The sequence below is a fragment of the Marinobacter sp. AN1 genome (genome assembly GCF_026013985.1).
Lineage (GTDB): Bacteria > Pseudomonadota > Gammaproteobacteria > Pseudomonadales > Oleiphilaceae > Marinobacter > Marinobacter segnicrescens.
Map to the genome: position 1 here is coordinate 3,755,499 of NZ_CP110342.1, position 16,161 is coordinate 3,771,659.

General features: G+C 60.8%; 14 protein-coding genes and 1 pseudogene. 8 read left to right on the top strand and 7 right to left on the bottom strand.

The features are described from left to right. The first annotated feature begins 464 nt into the window (after positions 1 to 464). Together trpD and trpC are read left to right on the top strand one after the other, a co-directional pair. Positions 465 to 1,496 carry an anthranilate phosphoribosyltransferase gene (gene trpD / locus LJ360_RS17360; protein WP_264994548.1) on the top strand — a complete coding sequence of 344 codons (1,032 nt, stop codon included), beginning with the start codon at positions 465 to 467 and terminating at the stop codon, positions 1,494 to 1,496. A 13-nt stretch (positions 1,497 to 1,509) separates the two neighbouring features. Further along, the gene (gene trpC, locus LJ360_RS17365; protein ID WP_264994549.1) at positions 1,510 to 2,322 is read left to right on the top strand and encodes an indole-3-glycerol phosphate synthase TrpC; all 813 of its coding nucleotides are present in this window, start codon (positions 1,510 to 1,512) and stop codon (positions 2,320 to 2,322) included. A 27-nt stretch (positions 2,323 to 2,349) separates the two neighbouring features. Here trpC and LJ360_RS17370 read toward each other — a convergent pair whose 3' ends face one another. Beyond that, a complete protein-coding gene (locus LJ360_RS17370; protein WP_264994550.1) occupies positions 2,350 to 2,958 on the bottom strand; it encodes a DUF4202 domain-containing protein in 609 nt (202 codons plus the stop codon). Positions 2,959 to 2,962: 4 nt separating this feature from the next. After that, on the bottom strand, positions 2,963 to 3,580 hold the full coding sequence (locus tag LJ360_RS17375; RefSeq protein ID WP_091853172.1) for a glutathione S-transferase family protein: 618 nt from the start codon (positions 3,578 to 3,580) through the stop codon (positions 2,963 to 2,965). 349 nt (positions 3,581 to 3,929) lie between these two features. Between LJ360_RS17375 and LJ360_RS17380 the strand changes: the two genes are divergently transcribed. Both LJ360_RS17380 and LJ360_RS17385 read left to right on the top strand, forming a co-directional pair. Beyond that, complete coding sequence (locus LJ360_RS17380; protein ID WP_264994551.1) at positions 3,930 to 6,713, top strand: hypothetical protein; 2,784 nt, start codon at positions 3,930 to 3,932, stop codon at positions 6,711 to 6,713. After that, positions 6,689 to 7,951 (top strand): DUF3238 domain-containing protein, encoded by a 1,263-nt coding sequence (locus LJ360_RS17385; RefSeq protein ID WP_264994552.1) that lies wholly within the window; start codon positions 6,689 to 6,691, stop codon positions 7,949 to 7,951. The genes LJ360_RS17380 and LJ360_RS17385 overlap by 25 nt, the downstream gene beginning before the upstream one ends. Before the next feature lie 2 nt (positions 7,952 to 7,953). On the opposite strand, the gene LJ360_RS17390 is transcribed toward LJ360_RS17385, so the two are convergent. The 3 genes and pseudogenes from LJ360_RS17390 to LJ360_RS17400 form a co-directional block, all read right to left on the bottom strand. Next, a complete protein-coding gene (locus LJ360_RS17390; protein ID WP_264994553.1) occupies positions 7,954 to 8,694 on the bottom strand; it encodes an alpha/beta fold hydrolase in 741 nt (246 codons plus the stop codon). Between the two features lie 25 nt (positions 8,695 to 8,719). Beyond that, positions 8,720 to 9,817 (bottom strand): M14 family zinc carboxypeptidase, encoded by a 1,098-nt coding sequence (locus LJ360_RS17395; RefSeq protein WP_264994554.1) that lies wholly within the window; start codon positions 9,815 to 9,817, stop codon positions 8,720 to 8,722. 141 nt (positions 9,818 to 9,958) lie between these two features. After that, positions 9,959 to 10,954 (bottom strand): annotated as a pseudogene (locus LJ360_RS17400) (tryptophan--tRNA ligase); the annotation flags it as partial. A gap of 118 nt (positions 10,955 to 11,072) precedes the next feature. On the opposite strand from LJ360_RS17400, the gene LJ360_RS17405 reads away from it, so the two are divergent. Together LJ360_RS17405 and LJ360_RS17410 are read left to right on the top strand one after the other, a co-directional pair. Next, on the top strand, positions 11,073 to 11,879 hold the full coding sequence (locus tag LJ360_RS17405; protein ID WP_264994555.1) for a pseudouridine synthase: 807 nt from the start codon (positions 11,073 to 11,075) through the stop codon (positions 11,877 to 11,879). Positions 11,880 to 11,886: 7 nt separating this feature from the next. Then, positions 11,887 to 12,627 (top strand): glutathione S-transferase family protein, encoded by a 741-nt coding sequence (locus LJ360_RS17410; protein ID WP_264994556.1) that lies wholly within the window; start codon positions 11,887 to 11,889, stop codon positions 12,625 to 12,627. A 40-nt stretch (positions 12,628 to 12,667) separates the two neighbouring features. On the opposite strand, the gene LJ360_RS17415 is transcribed toward LJ360_RS17410, so the two are convergent. After that, a complete protein-coding gene (locus tag LJ360_RS17415; RefSeq protein ID WP_264994557.1) occupies positions 12,668 to 13,606 on the bottom strand; it encodes an alpha/beta fold hydrolase in 939 nt (312 codons plus the stop codon). 80 nt (positions 13,607 to 13,686) lie between these two features. Beyond that, entirely contained in the window at positions 13,687 to 14,328 is a 642-nt protein-coding gene (gene crp, locus LJ360_RS17420; protein WP_091853186.1) for a cAMP-activated global transcriptional regulator CRP, read from the bottom strand. A gap of 290 nt (positions 14,329 to 14,618) precedes the next feature. Here crp and LJ360_RS17425 point away from each other — a divergent pair, with 290 nt between their 5' ends. Further along, positions 14,619 to 15,038, top strand: coding sequence for an OsmC family protein (locus LJ360_RS17425; protein ID WP_264994558.1), 420 nt, complete (start codon positions 14,619 to 14,621; stop codon positions 15,036 to 15,038). 257 nt (positions 15,039 to 15,295) lie between these two features. Continuing rightward, positions 15,296 to 16,087: an adenosylmethionine decarboxylase gene (speD, locus tag LJ360_RS17430; protein WP_091853190.1), complete on the top strand. Its 792-nt coding sequence runs from the start codon at positions 15,296 to 15,298 to the stop codon at positions 16,085 to 16,087. Positions 16,088 to 16,161 lie beyond the last annotated feature (74 nt).

Sequence of the window (16,161 nt, forward strand, 5' to 3'; positions counted from 1 at the left end):
GTTCAGGTACCGGCCGGGGAGCGGTATCATTTTTCCGGACACGCCCACGAGCACGTCCATGTGAGGCTCGACGGCAGCCATCCATGGCTGCCGACGGTCCTGAAAAATAATCCCCCACCCCGTCCTCTGTGCAAGCCGCAAAAAGGTACGCAGGTCGAGCCCCCTGACCGTAAATAATGGTAAAAGTAGCGTTATCACAGTTGCTCACAGGACGGTGGGTGCAGGGGGCATTTTCGCAGCAGCGCCATGGATGGCGCGGAGCAAGGCGGGCGCCATGGATGGCCCCTGAATTGCGGCGGAGAAAATGCCCCCTGCACCCACCGGCCCGGCACCGAAGTCAGCAAGCACATCAATAGCACTGAGCGGGCAGTCCCAAAAGAATGAAAGCCGCGTAGGCTGGCCAGGTACGCAAACTCAAAGCAGCCCAAGTTCAAAGAGAAAACCAAAACGAGGCCCACCAGACCATGGACATGAAAGAAGCCCTGAACCGAATCGCCTCCAACCTGGACCTGAGCCGGGAAGAAATGAAAGCGGTCATGCGCATTGTCATGAACGGTGAGGCCACCGACGCCCAGATCGGCGCCTTCCTGATGGGCCTGCGCATCAAGAGCGAAACCATCGACGAAATCACAGGCGCCACCGAAGTCATGCGTGAACTGGCCACCAGCGTCCAGATCAACGCCGAACCACTGGTCGACATCGTCGGCACCGGCGGCGATGGTGCTAACCTGTTTAACGTCTCCTCGGCATCCGCCTTCGTGGTGGCCGCCGCTGGCGGTTACGTCGCCAAGCACGGCAACCGGGCCGTATCGTCCAAAAGCGGCAGTGCCGACCTCATCGAAAAGGCCGGCATCAACCTCAACATGACCCCGGAACAAGTCGCCCGCTGCGTGGAACAGATCGGTGTCGGCTTCATGTTCGCCCCCAGCCACCACGGCGCCATGAAACACGCCATCGGCCCCCGCAAGGAACTGGGATGCCGGACCATTTTCAACATCCTTGGACCCATGACCAACCCCGCAGGCGTCAAGCGTCAACTGCTGGGTGTGTTCACCCCCGCCCTGTGCCGCCCCATGGCGGAAGTGCTCCAGAAACTGGGCAGCGAACACATCATGGTGGTCTGCTCAAAGGATGGCCTCGACGAAATCAGCCTTGCCACATCCACCCACGTGGCCGAGCTCAAGGATGGCGAAATTACCGAGTATGACATTACCCCGGAGGAGCTGGGCGTAAAGAGCCAGTCCCTGGTCGGCCTCACCGTCGATACCGCCGACGACTCGCTCCAGCTTATCCGTGCAGCGTTTGGCCTGGGCCATGACGAAATGGCCGAGAAAGCCCGGGACATGATCGCCCTCAATGCCGGCGCTGCCATCTATGTCGCCGGACTGGCGGCGACCCCGAAGATGGGTGTGGACATGGCACTGGATGCCATGGGAAGCGGACTGGCCGGCGGCAAGATGTCCGAGCTGGCTGACTTTTCACACTGTTTTGACTGAGCAGCCTGACGCCATGACTGACCGACACAACGACCGGACTCCCACCATCCTCCGCAAGATCGTGGACCGCAAGTGGGAAGAAATTGACGAGCGCAAACGCACCAGTTCCCTGGCCGACCTCAGGGCCATGGCGGGCGATCAGCCAGATGCACGGGGTTTTGCCCGGGCGATGGCCGACCGGATAGGCCAGCGTAAGCCCGCCGTGATCGCCGAGATCAAGAAGGCCTCCCCCAGCAAGGGCGTCCTGCGGGACCCGTTTGATCCGCCAGCCATCGCCGAAAGCTATGAAGAAGGTGGCGCCACATGCCTGTCGATTCTCACCGACCATGACTTCTTCCAGGGTCACGAGGACTACCTGAAAGCGGCCCGGGCCGCCTGCAGCCTGCCGGTGATCCGCAAGGACTTCATGGTGGCGCCCTACCAGGTGTACGAAAGCCGGGCCATCGGCGCCGATTGCATCCTGCTGATCGCTGCCTGTCTGACCAAAGACCAGATGCAGGAACTTGAGGGCATTGCCCACGACATCGGCCTGGACGTGCTGGTGGAAGTCCATGACGGTGAGGAGATGGACGACGCCCTCACCCTGGGCACACCGCTGGTGGGCATCAACAATCGCAACCTGCACACCTTCGGGGTGTCACTGGACACCACCTTCGACCTGCACCAGCGCGTTCCGTCAGACCGCCTGACCATCACCGAAAGCGGCATCCTGACCCGTGACGATGTTACCGCCATGACCGGGCGGGAAATCTACGGTTTCCTGGTGGGTGAATCGTTCATGCGGGCACCTGATCCCGGGGAAAAACTGAGGGAACTGTTCGACTGATCGTTCCGGAAGGCACCGAGGGGGCCGTCAGCCCCCCTCAAGCGCTTCCTTCAAAACCGCCTGCAAGTGGGCTGGCATGGTGCCAGCCAGCTGCAGCGCTGCCTCATGGGCCCGGGGCGTCATCTTCTCCCAGGTGCGGCGTACGATTCGCAGCCACTTCTCCTTGTCGAAGTCCGGGTTATCCTCGTAGAAGTCCGCAAAATAGCGCTCCAGGAACACCATGCAGGCTACGTCCTCCAGTAGCTGCGTATCGGGGTCATTACGCAGTTCCCGCTTGGTGAGGATGGTAGCAACCCGCTCGCACTCCGCTTCGGGATAACCGCACTGCGCCATGATTTGTGCAGCCCGCTCGCCATGGAAGCGGCCACAGTCCTGTCGCCACTGGTAATACCCCTTGCGCCCTTCTGGAAAATCCGCCCGGGGCCGGGTCCAGCGTTCGATGTGCTGGGCCCGGCAGGCGATCTGCATGCGTTCGGACGGCTGTGCCTCCAGGGCGAACAGCCAGCGGGTCATGTGCAGGCTGTAGGCGTATTCCCGGGGCAACGTCTGGCCGTCCACACGTTCCATGTTCGGGTCCTGGCGGTTGGCCCGGTCGATGGCATCGAGGGCACAGGCCAGGCCAGTATCCTTTGTCATGCCATCAGACCTTTGCAGAGGGACGTTCCTTCATGTGGTCGTACCAGGCCTGCAGGTTCTTCTGCTCCGGGCTGATACGGATCTTGACCACCTTCGCGAAATCCAGCACGCACAGGGCGGTGATGTCGGCGGCAGTAATGCTGTCACCATAGATGAACTTGCGCCCTTCCAGGTGCCGGTCCAGGAAGTCCATAAAGCTGGCAGCCTGCTTGCCCGCCTCCTCGCCCCACTCCGGAATCGGATTCATCCGGTCCTTGAAGTAGCCGGTGCTGTGCTGGAAACACATACCGGTAGGCACGAAGAAGTAGTAGTCCAGCCACCGCTGCCACTGGTCCAGCTGCGCCTTCTCCAGCGGCGTGGTCCCCATCAGGGGCGTGGTGTCCGGGTACTGCTCCTCGAAATAGAGGCAGATGGACATGGTTTCGGCAATGCAGTTGCCGTCATCCAGCTGCATCACCGGCACCTTCTTCATGGGATTCATGGCCTGGAATTCCGGGGTCAGGTTCTCCCCTTTCTGCAGGTCCAGTTCCACAAATTCCACCTTGTCCAGCAGGCCCTTTTCAGCCAGGAACATGCGTACACGACGGGGATTGGGGGCCGTTTTCGTCTCGAAAATCTTCATGGGTGAGTACACCTCGACTGTTGTTATGAATCGTTGTGACTGGCCGGTTTCCCTTCCGCCAGCGCAGGGTCAGGAATCTGCCACAGGTTGGCCTGTTCCGGGGAACCCGTCAAGGCACCGGCCGCGCTAAGTGCCGTCCCAGACGCCATGTCCACCAGTTTTACGACATTGTCTCCGACAGGAGACACCACGGGCAACGGATGGCCCGAGGATGCCTGATTCGCTACCTGTTTTGTGAATCTGGCACCGGGTATGCCTCCAGTCTGACTGCGCTGCAGTCCCGTCCTTTCCAAAGGACAGGTGTCGCATTCAACGACATTTTTCAATACAAGAAATGGAGGGCGTTCGGATGGACACCAAAAACACCCAGTCACTGATCAAGCAATTCAAGCATCGTATCCACCAGTTTGAGGGTACCATTGCAAAGCTTGAAAAAACCGCCGGTAAAGAGACTCTCCCCAGGGAATCCAGTGCCGAGGTTCGTAAACACCTTGCCAGCCTCAAGGGCGAATTGCAGGAGATCATCGCCGAGGCAGAGTCCCTGCCGGATGTTGCCGATGCCTTGGGCCTCTCCCCCCGCCCTGACCCGGAGCCGATCGAAACCGGCAAGGTGGTCAAGGCTACGCAGTTCAAGAGCTCGGACCTTGAGATAGAGCCCGCTGAAGGCACCTTCCTGACGCCGCTGGCTGAAGGCTGGCCCCGTTCCGGCCAGGTGATCCGTAACAACAAGCTGATCACCAAGACCATGGTCGGCAAGGTTCGTCTCACCGTCCATAACGAGGCCAAGCCCTCTCAAGTCGTTGCCGCTGTACCCTTTAGCGTGTCCGCCACCCCCGCCGACGGCGGCAAACCCATGGTACTCAAACGGGGCACCACCAACCGGCAGGGCTACGCAGCGGTAGACCTGCGCAGCCTCGCGGTGGAGTCCGTGAGTGAGCTTGCCATCGAAATCGACGGTGCCGGTGAGCCCATCCGCCATGTCATCGATAAGGACAGCATTGCTACCCACCGGGATCTGGGCATTGCCCATGATATCCGGATACGCCCGGAAATCCTGGACCGACTTCGGCTACCCGAAAGTGGCGAGGTGGAGACAGAGGGAACCATCGAAGACCCGGATGACATAGACTATGAAATCTCGCCGGATTCCTTTGGCCTGAACCATGAGGAAAACGACGGCAACTGCTGCCTCCGGCCCCGCACCGAGTTTGCCTCCCGGCAGTACTATTTCCGACAGCTTATACGGGTGCAGGAGCCACACCTGATGGCCTCCAGTCGCGTGATAGAGCGGGAGGACGTCCGCGCGCCGGTCCCCTTTGGCGACGACACCGCCTCCACCTACGCCATTACCGGCGGCAACCTTATCCTGGGCACAGTTAGCCTGTACCGCCAGGGCTGGTACCCCATCGGCAGGGGGCTGGGCGAGCTACTGTACTCCCTGTCACTGGCACCCTGTGAGCACGTGAACCTGGCGTTTATCGACTGGAGCCGGCAGGAACGGGACACCCGCCAGGAATCCCGCACGGCATCCGAACAGCTGGACCACGACATGGACCGGGACCGGTCCATTGAAGAGCTGGTGGACTCGGTTCTGGAAGAAAACCAGAGTGGATCGTCGTCCAGTGGCGGTGGCGGCGCCAGCCTGGACCTGGGCATCTTCAGTATCGGTGGCGGCGGGGGCTCTACCAGTAGCTCGGCTTCCGGACGCCGTAACCTGCAGGCCTCCACCATCCAGAATATTTCCGACAGTATCTCCCAGCGAAGCTCTGCCTTGCGATCACAGCGGGCAACGGTAGTGACCACCTCAACCCAGCGGGAGTCGGAACGCATCCAGACCCGCACGGTGCATAACCACAACCGCAACCATGCCATGACGGTGCAATACTTCCAGGTACTTTCCCACTACGCCATCAAGACCGAGCTGGTGGAAGAAAAGCCGGTGGTGATGGTGCCCTACCAGGTGGACCCTGCCCTTTTCGACACCATCCCCAGCTTCGACAAGTTTGTGGCAGCGCCATCACGGCCCATCACCCGTTTCCTGGACCGGCATTCGCGCCTGATCCGCCGCCTTGCCCCCGGTAACTATCGCCGGGCCTTCGAGTCCCTGTCACGGCTGCTGCATTGCCGGGATGTCTATGACATCGAGACGCCCTACGCCACCTTGTCCCGCTGGGAAATCCGGCTGAGCAAGGCATACCGGCCAGGCCTGCGACTCTACATTGAGACCGACAGCGGCCAGACCGTGCAACTCTACCCCTCTGGCAACAGCCGCGAGCCGGTATATTTCCAGTCCTCGCCCGTGCGCCACGATGATATCCGCGGGCTGACCATTACCTTCGACCCGGTGGCGGCAGCGGAGGGTATGTCACGGGACCTGCCGGGCCTTTTCGGCGATGCCTTCGGCGACCTGCTTGAGCAGCTCCAGGCGCACCAGCTGGATGATGTACAGGTATCGGTGGTCACTGACCGTTCCCGCTTCCTGCCGCACCCACAGAGGTTCCGTCTGGGGGTTGATGCCGTTGACGCCCGGCTGGACACCTCTAACCCCTCGATCTTTATTGCCATTGAAGAACCTGAGCCCGATTTCAGCCGTTACCGGGGCCGGGAGCACCAGGATTACTGCGCGCTCAAGGAACTGATTGCCCATATCCAGAGCCAGCCCATGCGCTACATCCGCGCCATCTGGATGAGTGAGGATCCCGACCGGCGGGCCATGCGGTTTGACCGCTTCCGCTTTGAAGGGGATTCGCTGCTGGACCGCATCGTGAACCGGCCGGTGGGCGTGCTGGGTAACTACGTGGCCTTCGAGCTTCTCCAGGGCCACAAGCTGGTGCCGGTGGAAATGCCCGACCACCTGGTCTCCCGCCGCGTGGTCAGCGTGCCTACCCGCGGGGTATTTGCCGAGGTGTTCCTGTCCTGCTGCAATGCCACCGAGAAACGGGACGTGGAGCGGTTTATCGACCCGGATCAGTCCTGCCAGATCACCGCACCCGAGATCACCGGCGTCTCTCCGGGATCCCGGGCCAGTCGCAGTGACACCCGGCCCACGGACTTCCCGGCTCCCATGGTTAACATCCAGAACCGCCGGCGGCTCCGGATCCTTCTGCCATGTCCTCGGCACTCAGTGTGCTGAGCACCCCGGACATCTTCCGGGACCTGACCCGGGGCGCGGAGCTGCTGCAGTTTATCGAAAGCGCCACCAAGGAAGCCTTCACCAGCACCCGCCAGCACCGCGCCGCCATGGACGCCATTGCCGGTGATGTGGTACGCGGGCTGGTCTCTGCCTATACCGGTGTGCCCATCCCCTCCGGTAGCGGCTCTTCCGGAAAGTCCGGCCAGTCGTCAGGGCCTGGTAACGTTACCCCGACCTCCAGCGGTTCCGGCGGCAGCGGCAAGACACTGACAGCACCGATAACCACCTCCAGCAACAACCCGGCCCTGCAGAGCCTGACCAGCGACCGGGTGCGGCAAAGCTCGCCGGCCCAGCTCAGCGATCACCTGCAAACGATCCAGCGAGCCGTGGAGCGGGGCCAGTTCACCCCCGAGCAGGGCCAGTCCCTCGGCCGCTACCTGTACGGCCAGGTGGACGACCAGAGCGGCATCATGCTGGCCAGCTATAGCCCCGGTGGGATCGAATCAGAGCCCCTGGGTACCACCACACGCACCGTGGACGTCAAACTGAGGTGCTTTATCCCCTCACAGGCCGTTTCGCTTCAGGTACCGCTCACCGACGACTACGGCGGCGACAACCGCAGCTTCTCCTACGACCAGGGCAGCCACCGGGTCCAGGTGCATCAGCGTCTGACCTTCGGTACAAGCCACCCCTGGCCCAGGGTGGAGGCAGCGCCCGGCGCCCCCGGCGGTGGTTTCAGCTTTGGTGAGACGAAGGCCTACAGCCAGGGTGACACCGAAAACGTGGCCGGCAAGCCCTGGTGGTGGAAGCGGCTCAAGGACGGGGCGGCTCCTTCTGACACAGCAACACTGGGCCGTACCGACGACAACCTGCATGCGGTTGCCTCGTACGACTACGCCCAGACCGCCGAGAGCCATTGGTCCCAGGGGCCGCTGGCCGCCAAGGTATACCTGCGGGTGGACGCACCCAACCCGCTGGTAGACAGCGCGCCGGCCATCAACGCCGATCTCTGGCTACAGCTCAAGGAGTATAACGGCAAGCTCTACTATCGCCTGACCGGCACCCACGACGGTTTCCCGGCCTATGAGCTCTATGTGGACGAATGCCTGGTGTATAGCCATGATCCGGAAGCGGAAGGCCAGTCCCCCCTCTCCCTGTTCCCTCCATCGGAGTACACGGTGAACAAGGAATGGCAGGTGCTGGATTGTGAGGAGGATGACCCGACAGTCGAGGTATAGCTCTAGCCCGGGCATTGCTCGATGAACGCCATGAGTTGCTGGATGATCCACTGCGGATCATCCAGCACCAGGTCGTGCCCCGCATCCGGGTGGACCATCAAGGGCCATTGCCAGCGTCGGGCGAGGGTACGGCTGCAGTGCCAATGCACAATGCGGTCGCCGGCACTGGCAAGCAGGAGGGCTCGGGCCGCTGGCGCCGCAGAGCAGGGACGGTAGCTGACGGCAGCCCGGAGCTGGGCGACGGCGTTACGGAAGGTCACTGGCCGGCGTTGCTGAATATGGAGCCAGCGATGATGAACCTCCGGTGTCACTGGCCGATTGGAGGTCAACGCGAGTATACCCCGCTCCCGCACAGTCGGAGTTCGCCTGGCCATCAACCCCAGCGCTTTACCGAGGGCGCCGGGCCTCATACGCTGCCACGGTGGACTGAAGCCGGTACTGGTATTGATCAGCACCAGCTGGCCTACTCGCTTCGGTTCGGCCTGGGCCCAATCCAGGGCCACCATCCCTCCCATGGAAAGCCCCAGCAGGCCGATGGGGCCCTCGATCGGTACAGCGCACGCCTGCACCTTCTGGCGAATATCGGCGATAGTAGCAGGAGACACCTCGCGGAAATGCTCTCCGGTGCCGGGCAGGTCGATGACGTGGAACCGATGCCGGGGAAACGCCGTCTCTAACCGCTCCCGGAAGTCACCCCAATGCGCCTTCTCACGGGTCAGGCCCCGCAACAGGATCCAGTCCAAGGTGTTGCCTCCTGCGGGCATGGCCTCAGGCTTCCCGGTACCAGTGGGTCAACGCTGCCTCCCGCAGCATCCGGGCCTGATCTCCTGTTGGCAGCCAGTTTCCGTGGCTGACTGCGGCATGAACGAGGAAGTCCATCAACAAAAGGTGGCTACGAAGCACCCGCTGATGGCGGTGGGGCACCAGCGGATTGAAGAAGCCCTCCATTTGGAACAGTTGCCGGGGACGTTTCCGCAACCAGCGCCAGGAGCCCATTTCCAGGGTCAGGGGAATGAAGGTACCGGTGCCCTGGCGATTCACCTGCTTGTAGAAGTAATCCCAGAGATCGCCGTGGGTCAGGTAATGGGCCGACTGGGGCTCGAACACATAGCGGTGGTTGGGGTAGGCCTGCTCCCAGAGCAGCTTCAGGGCCATCACCGAATCAATGCGGCGCATCGGGCGGCGGCGGTAGGCATAGGGGAACCAGATCTGGTCCTGCCATCCGAAGCCGGAGTGACAATCGAGGGCCAGACTGAATGGCCTGCCGGGGAGCAACTCGTCAATCACCGATTTCAGGGCTTCACTTTCCGGCTCCATACCCTGTTCAGGCTCGCCGGTGTACCAGGGAAGCCTTGGCGAAAGCCGCTGCCCCCCAAGGAGGAAGGTGCTCTCGCCCTGGGCAATGATCGGCGCATTGCGCATCAGGTCCACGCCGGCAGGGTTCGCCCGCTGGTTCAGGAACATTCCTCCCGGGTTGAGGATCGGCAGCGCGACAATCCGCACCCGGCCCAGCAGTTCCCTGAGATGATCATCCCAGCGCAAGCGGGCCAGCAGGCTGGCCAGCCAGGCGATAACGACCTGCGTGCCGATGCGTTCCAGTCCGTGTACGCCGCCCACCAGCAAAACAACCGGTGCGTCCTCGGCCAGGCTTCCAATATCGATGCGGTAAACCGGCAGCACCAGGTCCCGGACCTCTATCCGGGTCAGTACCTGGCTCTGGATGTCCTCCGGGGCTTCCGCCAATAGACGCTCCAGCTGGACCAGTTCCGGCAGGAAGGTACGAATGGCCCGCCGCTGGTGATTGCTGCGCCGTTGTTTTTCCGCAGCGACAGCCCGATGGCGGGTCAGCTGCTTCAGTTCAGTCACGGCGGGCCTCCCGGGTTGGAACAGACCCCCTATCATGACCGGCCACCAAGTCACTTCTGTGACACCGGGACTACGGACTTACACCTGTGCCCTCATGCCCCTGGCCAATCACCGGCAAATATCTCACCCCGCGATGGGCCCGATACCCACCTTGCGGCGCACATCTGCCATCAGCGGTGTCGCATAGTCGCGAGCCTTTTCTGCACCCTGCTGCAGGATACGATCCAGCTGGGCCGGGTCGTCCATCAGGGTGTTGTAGGTCTCCCGCATGGGCGCCAGTTCGTCATTGATCAGCTCGAACAGCTGTTTCTTGGCTTCACCCCAGGCAATACCGTTGGCGAACTCCTGGCGCATGGCGGCCGTTTGCTCCTGGCTGGCGAACGCGGAATAGATGGAGAAAACCGCACTGGTATCCGGGTCCTTGGGTTCACCGGGTTCGAGCAGGTTGGTCTTGATCTTGTTGATGGCCTTGCGCAGCTTTTTCTCACCCTCGAACAGCGGAATGGTGTTGTTGTAGCTCTTGGACATCTTGCGACCGTCCAGGCCCGGCAACACCATGGAAGACTCTTCAATGACCGCCTCGGGCAGTGTAAAGGTCTCACCAAACAGGTAGTTAAAGCGCTGAGCAATATCCCGGGCCATCTCGATATGCTGGGTCTGGTCACGGCCCACGGGGATTTTCTCGCCGTTGAACATAAGAATGTCCGCCGCCATCAAAATCGGGTAGCAGAACAGCCCCATGGTGATGCCGCGATCAGGATCAGCGCCCTCGTTCTCCTCGTTCTCCTGCACCGCCGCCTTGTAGGCATGGGCCCGGTTCATCAGTCCCTTCGCGGTGACGGTGGTTAGTACCCAGTTAAGTTCGGTGATTTCCGGCACATCGGTCTGACGGTAGAAGGTTACTTTTTCCGGATCCAGGCCACAGGCCAACCAGGTGGCGGCGATAGCGCGTACCGATTCCTGAACCCGGGCCGGCTCCTGGCATTTGATCAGGGCGTGGTAGTCCGCCAGGAACAGGAAGGACTCACTCTGTCCCTCTTCGCTGGCGCGGATAGCTGGTCGAATGGCGCCGGCGTAGTTGCCCAGGTGGGGGATGCCCGTGGTGGTAATACCCGTCAGTACTCGTGTCTTGCTCATGATGATCGCGCTATTTCGGATGGGGTGAAATCAGTGGTCAGAAAGAAAGCAGAACCATACCCAAAGCAGCGCCAGCCGGCAAACGGATTGATAGGTCGCAGGCAGTGAAAGCGGTATCATGGCGACACACGCCATGACCCTGAGAATCGCTGTCCCCATGCCCCAGGAAACCCTGCCGCTGATCTATCGGGATGACCACATGGTCGTTGTGGACAAACCCGCCAACCTGCTGGTCCACCCCAGCGAGATTGATCGCAGGGAAACCCGCTCTGCCATGATGATCCTGCGGGACCAGCTGGGACAATGGGTGTGGCCGGCACACCGCCTGGACCGCCCCACTTCCGGATTGCTGGTATTTGCCCTGGACCGGGACTGCGCCCGTGAACTGGCGATGGCCTTCCAGGAGCACCGGGTGCGCAAGGAATACCTGGCGATCGTTCGTGGCCATCCGCCCCTGGGCGGCATTATCCGTCATGCCCTGACGGTGAAGGATGACATGGGTTCCCGCCGTAATACTGACGCCGAACCACAACCGGCACTGACCCTTTACCATCGCCTGGCCCATGCCACCGCGGACTGGGCTGCGGACAAACGCTATTCCACCAGCCGCTACGCCCTGGTGCGCTGCCGCCCTGCCACTGGCCGTCGGCACCAGCTACGCCGCCACCTCAAGCACATCAGCCACCCCATTATCGGCGACAGCAGCTACGGCAAGGGCCCCCATAACCGTGCGTTTGCAGAGGCGTTTGGCGAGAGTCGTCTCTATCTGCACGCCAGTGACCTTTGGTTGAACCACCCGGTAACCGGGGCACCTATTGCCCTCTCGGCCCCACCACCGGATGCATTCCTCAGGGTCGCCGGGGCATTCGGCTGGGGAGAGTCTGCTATGATCAGACACGGTCAGGCCCACGTCACCAAGGAGTAACCTGGACATGCCTCTGAAACTCTACCAGTTTGCCATCTCCCACTATTCGGAAAAGGTCCGTTGGGCACTGGACTTCAAGGGCATCGGCTATGAACCGGAGTACCTGTTACCCGGCATGCACGGCAAGGTAATTCGTGGGCTGACCGGAGGAAAGGCCACGTCAGTGCCCGTACTCCTGGACAGTGGCAAGGCCATCCAGGGTTCGGTCGAGATACTGGACCACCTCGACAGCGCATTTGCGGATAACGCCCTGCTTCCGGAAGCGCCTGATGAGCGGGCCTCGGCCCTGGCGTGGGAGAAACGGCTGGATGAAGAGGCCGGCCCGGCGGTTCGTACCTTTGCCTACCATCACCTGCTGCAGCGCCCGAAGGTAGTGGCGCCACTGTTGACGGCAAAAACGGCGTTCTGGAACCAGTACCTGCTGCGGCTGGGCTTCAGTCGCGTGGATGAAACCATGCGGGAGCTGATGAACATCAACGAGAAAACTGCCGCCCGGGCGCAGACCGTGATCGAAAGCCTGCTGGAAGAGATCAATGCTGTCTACCAGGAGGGCCGGTACCTGGCAGGCCCAGGTTTCAGCCGGGCGGATATGACTGCCGGGGCCCTGTTTGCACCGCTGTTCATGCCATCGCAGTACCCTGTGCCCTGGCCAAGGCCCGGGCGGCTGCCTCCGGGACTGCGAGAATGGCACCAGCAGAAGGGTTCCCTGCTGGAGCCCGTTGCCAATTGCTACCGGAAGCACCGCTGATACGGCAACGCCACTTTGGTATGGCCACACGGGAAGTGAGTCAGGGCTCGGGATGACGCTGGAGGAACCGATGCCACAACTGTGCGGATTTCTCCGGCACCTCCAGCATGGGCACATGGCCCACGCCTTCGAGCAGGACCACCGTGCTGTCCTCGATGCCTGCAGCAAACACCTCAGCGTTTTCCGGCGCCAGTACCCGGTCCCGCTTTCCCCACACGATCAGGGTGGGCGCTTCAATGGCTGGCAGGATACCGGAGAGGTCCAGCTGCTCCCCGGATGAAAGGATGGCATCGAAAATCTGGTCATTGACGGATTGCCGAGCCATGGCCTGCTCCTCCATGACCGAAGTAATAGGCCAGGGCGCAAACGGTCGCTGCTCCATCACGAAATCCATCAGCTTGTCGAAATCACCAGGTTCACGAACCACCAGCGGGTTGTGCCCCTCTGCCAGGGCTTCGTCCAGTTCGGACGGATAGCGGGTAGAGCCGGCAGGATCAAACAGGGCTATGGTCCGCACACGATCCGGGTAGCGGCTGGCAAAATAGGCCGTGATACCGCCACCCATTGAGTTGCCAGCCATATCCACCTGCTCAATGCCAAGGCGGTCCAGCAGCCGGATGAGAGTGGCGGCCTGGGCCTCGACCGTGTATGCGTCTGGGCCGGCGACGCTGCTATCGCCGTGGCCGGGCAAATCCGGGATCACCAGGTGGTAGTCATCGGGAAGGTGGGCCGCCATGCGCACCCAGTTGTCCTTGTTGGCTGCGAACCCATGGACCATTACCAGGGCCCTGGCGTCAGATGGCCCGCGCCGGCTGAGATAGGTTACGGAGAGTTCCCCCAGGGTAGCTTCCGCCAGTTGCAGACCAGCCTCTTCACGCTCCTCAGCGATCAGCCAATCGTAGAGATCATAACGGGAACATCCGGTCAGCAGCACTGCTCCCAGCAGTGCCGCCAGCCATGCCAGCCGGCTGCGTTTCATACCATCCTCGTATTGTCCGGTCCGCCTGGCAAGCTGGCGCATTCCTGACCGGAAACCAGTCAGGGAATGTGTCAGCCCGGTCAGCGGGTGCCGTAGACCACCATGGTCTTGCCCTTGACCTGAACCAGGCCCTGCTCTTCCAGGGTTTTGAGTACCCTTCCCACCATCTCACGGGAGCAGCCAACAATACGACCAATTTCCTGACGGGTAATCTTGATCTGCATACCGTCAGGATGGGTCATGGCGTCGGGCTCCTTACAGAGGTCAAGCAGGGTCCGCGCCACCCGGCCTGTGACATCCAGGAAAGCCAGGTCGCCCACCTTGCGGGTGGTCTGACGCAGCCGGGTCGCCATCTGCTCGCCAATAAAGTACAGCACACGGGGATCCTGCTGGGCGATTTCCCGGAACTTGGTGTAGCTGATTTCCGCCACCTCGCATTCCGTCTTGGCCTTCACCCAGGCGCTGCGGGAATCCATATTGTCGAACAGCCCCATCTCCCCGAAGAAATCCCCGGAGTTCAGGTAGGCCATGATCATTTCGCGACCGTCTTCATCTTCTATGATGACGGTTACAGAGCCTTTAACGATGAAAAAGAGGGAGTCGCTCTTGTCACCAGCGTAGATAATGGTGCTCTTGGCCGGATAGCGACGGCGATGGCACTGGGACAGGAAATAGTCCAGGTGCTTGGTTTTCTGCTCAACAGGCCGGACGATGGTAGCCATGGTAAGTGTCGTGCCTCCTCAAGTGTCGCCGTCCGTGGACGTTTGTCGTTTATGAAGCCGCTCTCCTGCGACTGTTTTTTTTTGTGCACGGGGGAACCTCCGTGGAGGGTACTCCGCCCAAATCCGATTTGGTATGTCGCTTTTATAGACGAAACAGTACTACGACTCATGATGGTAAGCCGGAGTCACAAACTCGTCCATAACGCACTTCTCAATAGCGAACCATTTCACAGGTTTTTGTGGCTTTGTGCTAGCATTTCGGGCCAGATTCAGACCAAAGGATAGATTCCATGAAAGCAACCATCGACTGGACCGGTAATGCCGGCTTCAAGGCAACCAGTGGCACCGGCCATGAAATCCAGATGGACGGTCCGCCGGACCATGGCGGCGAGAACCTGGGACCACGCCCCATGGAGATGCTACTGATGGGCCTCGGAGGATGCTCCTCCTTTGATGTAATGAGCATACTGCAGAAGAGTCGCCAGGACGTCACCGCCTGTCACGCCGAGCTGGAAGCGGAGCGGGCCGATGCGGTACCGGCCGTATTCACCAAGATCCACCTGCATTTCGTGGTCACCGGCAACAACCTCAAGGAAAACATGGTGAAACGGGCGGTCAGCCTGTCAGCGGAAAAGTATTGCTCCGCCTCCATCATGCTGGAAAAGGCGGGGGTCGAGATCACTCACAGCTACGAGCTCCGGGCCAACTGAGACTACAGGCCAGCCTGGCCCGCTGTCTTCGCCTCAATGCCCCGGATTCCTGTGATCTGACACGGCCGGACGCGATGCTAAAATGTGGTTCGAAAGGCTATTCAACCGCATAGGTGGTGTGCATAATACGCACCCTTCTCCGCCGGTCTGCGCACATAAAATGGTCAGTTATCGGTGGCGGCCTCTGCAGACCGGACCATCCGTGATCGATGGACGAGTCTGTACCTATACATCTCCATTTTCCGGAGGGGCTGAACATGGAATCCAAACTCCAGCTGCACGGGTTCAACAACCTGACCAAATCCCTGAGCTTCAACATCTACGATATCTGTTATGCGCAGACCGAAGAGCAGCGTGAAGCCTATATCGATTACATCGACGAGATGTACAACGCCGAGCGCCTGACCCAGATCCTCACCGACGTAGTGAAGATCATCGGCGCCAATATCCTCAATATCGCCCGCCAGGACTACGAGCCCCACGGCGCCTCGGTCACCATGCTGATCGCCGAACACGAGCTGACCGGCGGTGAGCCGGACAACGAGGAATCACCAGGTCCCCTGCCCGATACCATCGTGGCACACCTGGACAAGAGCCATGTGACCGTTCATACCTATCCGGAGAGCCACCCCCATGAGGGCATCAGCACGTTCCGGGCGGATATTGATGTTTCCACCTGCGGCCTGATCTCGCCGCTGAAGGTGCTCAACTACCTGATCCACAGCTTTGATTCGGATGTGGTCACGGTGGACTACCGGGTACGGGGCTTTACCCGTGACGTTGATGGCACCAAGCACTATATCGACCATGACATCAACTCGATCCAGAACTACCTGACCGAGGATACCCAGAACGCGTACCAGATGATCGACGTCAATGTGTACCAGGAAAACCTTTTCCACACCAAGATGATGCTCAAGAACTTCGACCTGGATAACTACGTGTTCGGCGTCAATGCCAGGGACCTGGGAGCCGAAGAAGCCGCCTCCATCGAGGAGCGCCTCAAGCGGGAAATGCTGGAAATCTTTTACTCCCGCAACGTCCAGTAAATCATCACTGACTGATCACCCGTTCCCGGCCTTCTGGCATCCATTACTTGCCAGGAGGCCTTGTTCAGTTTTCC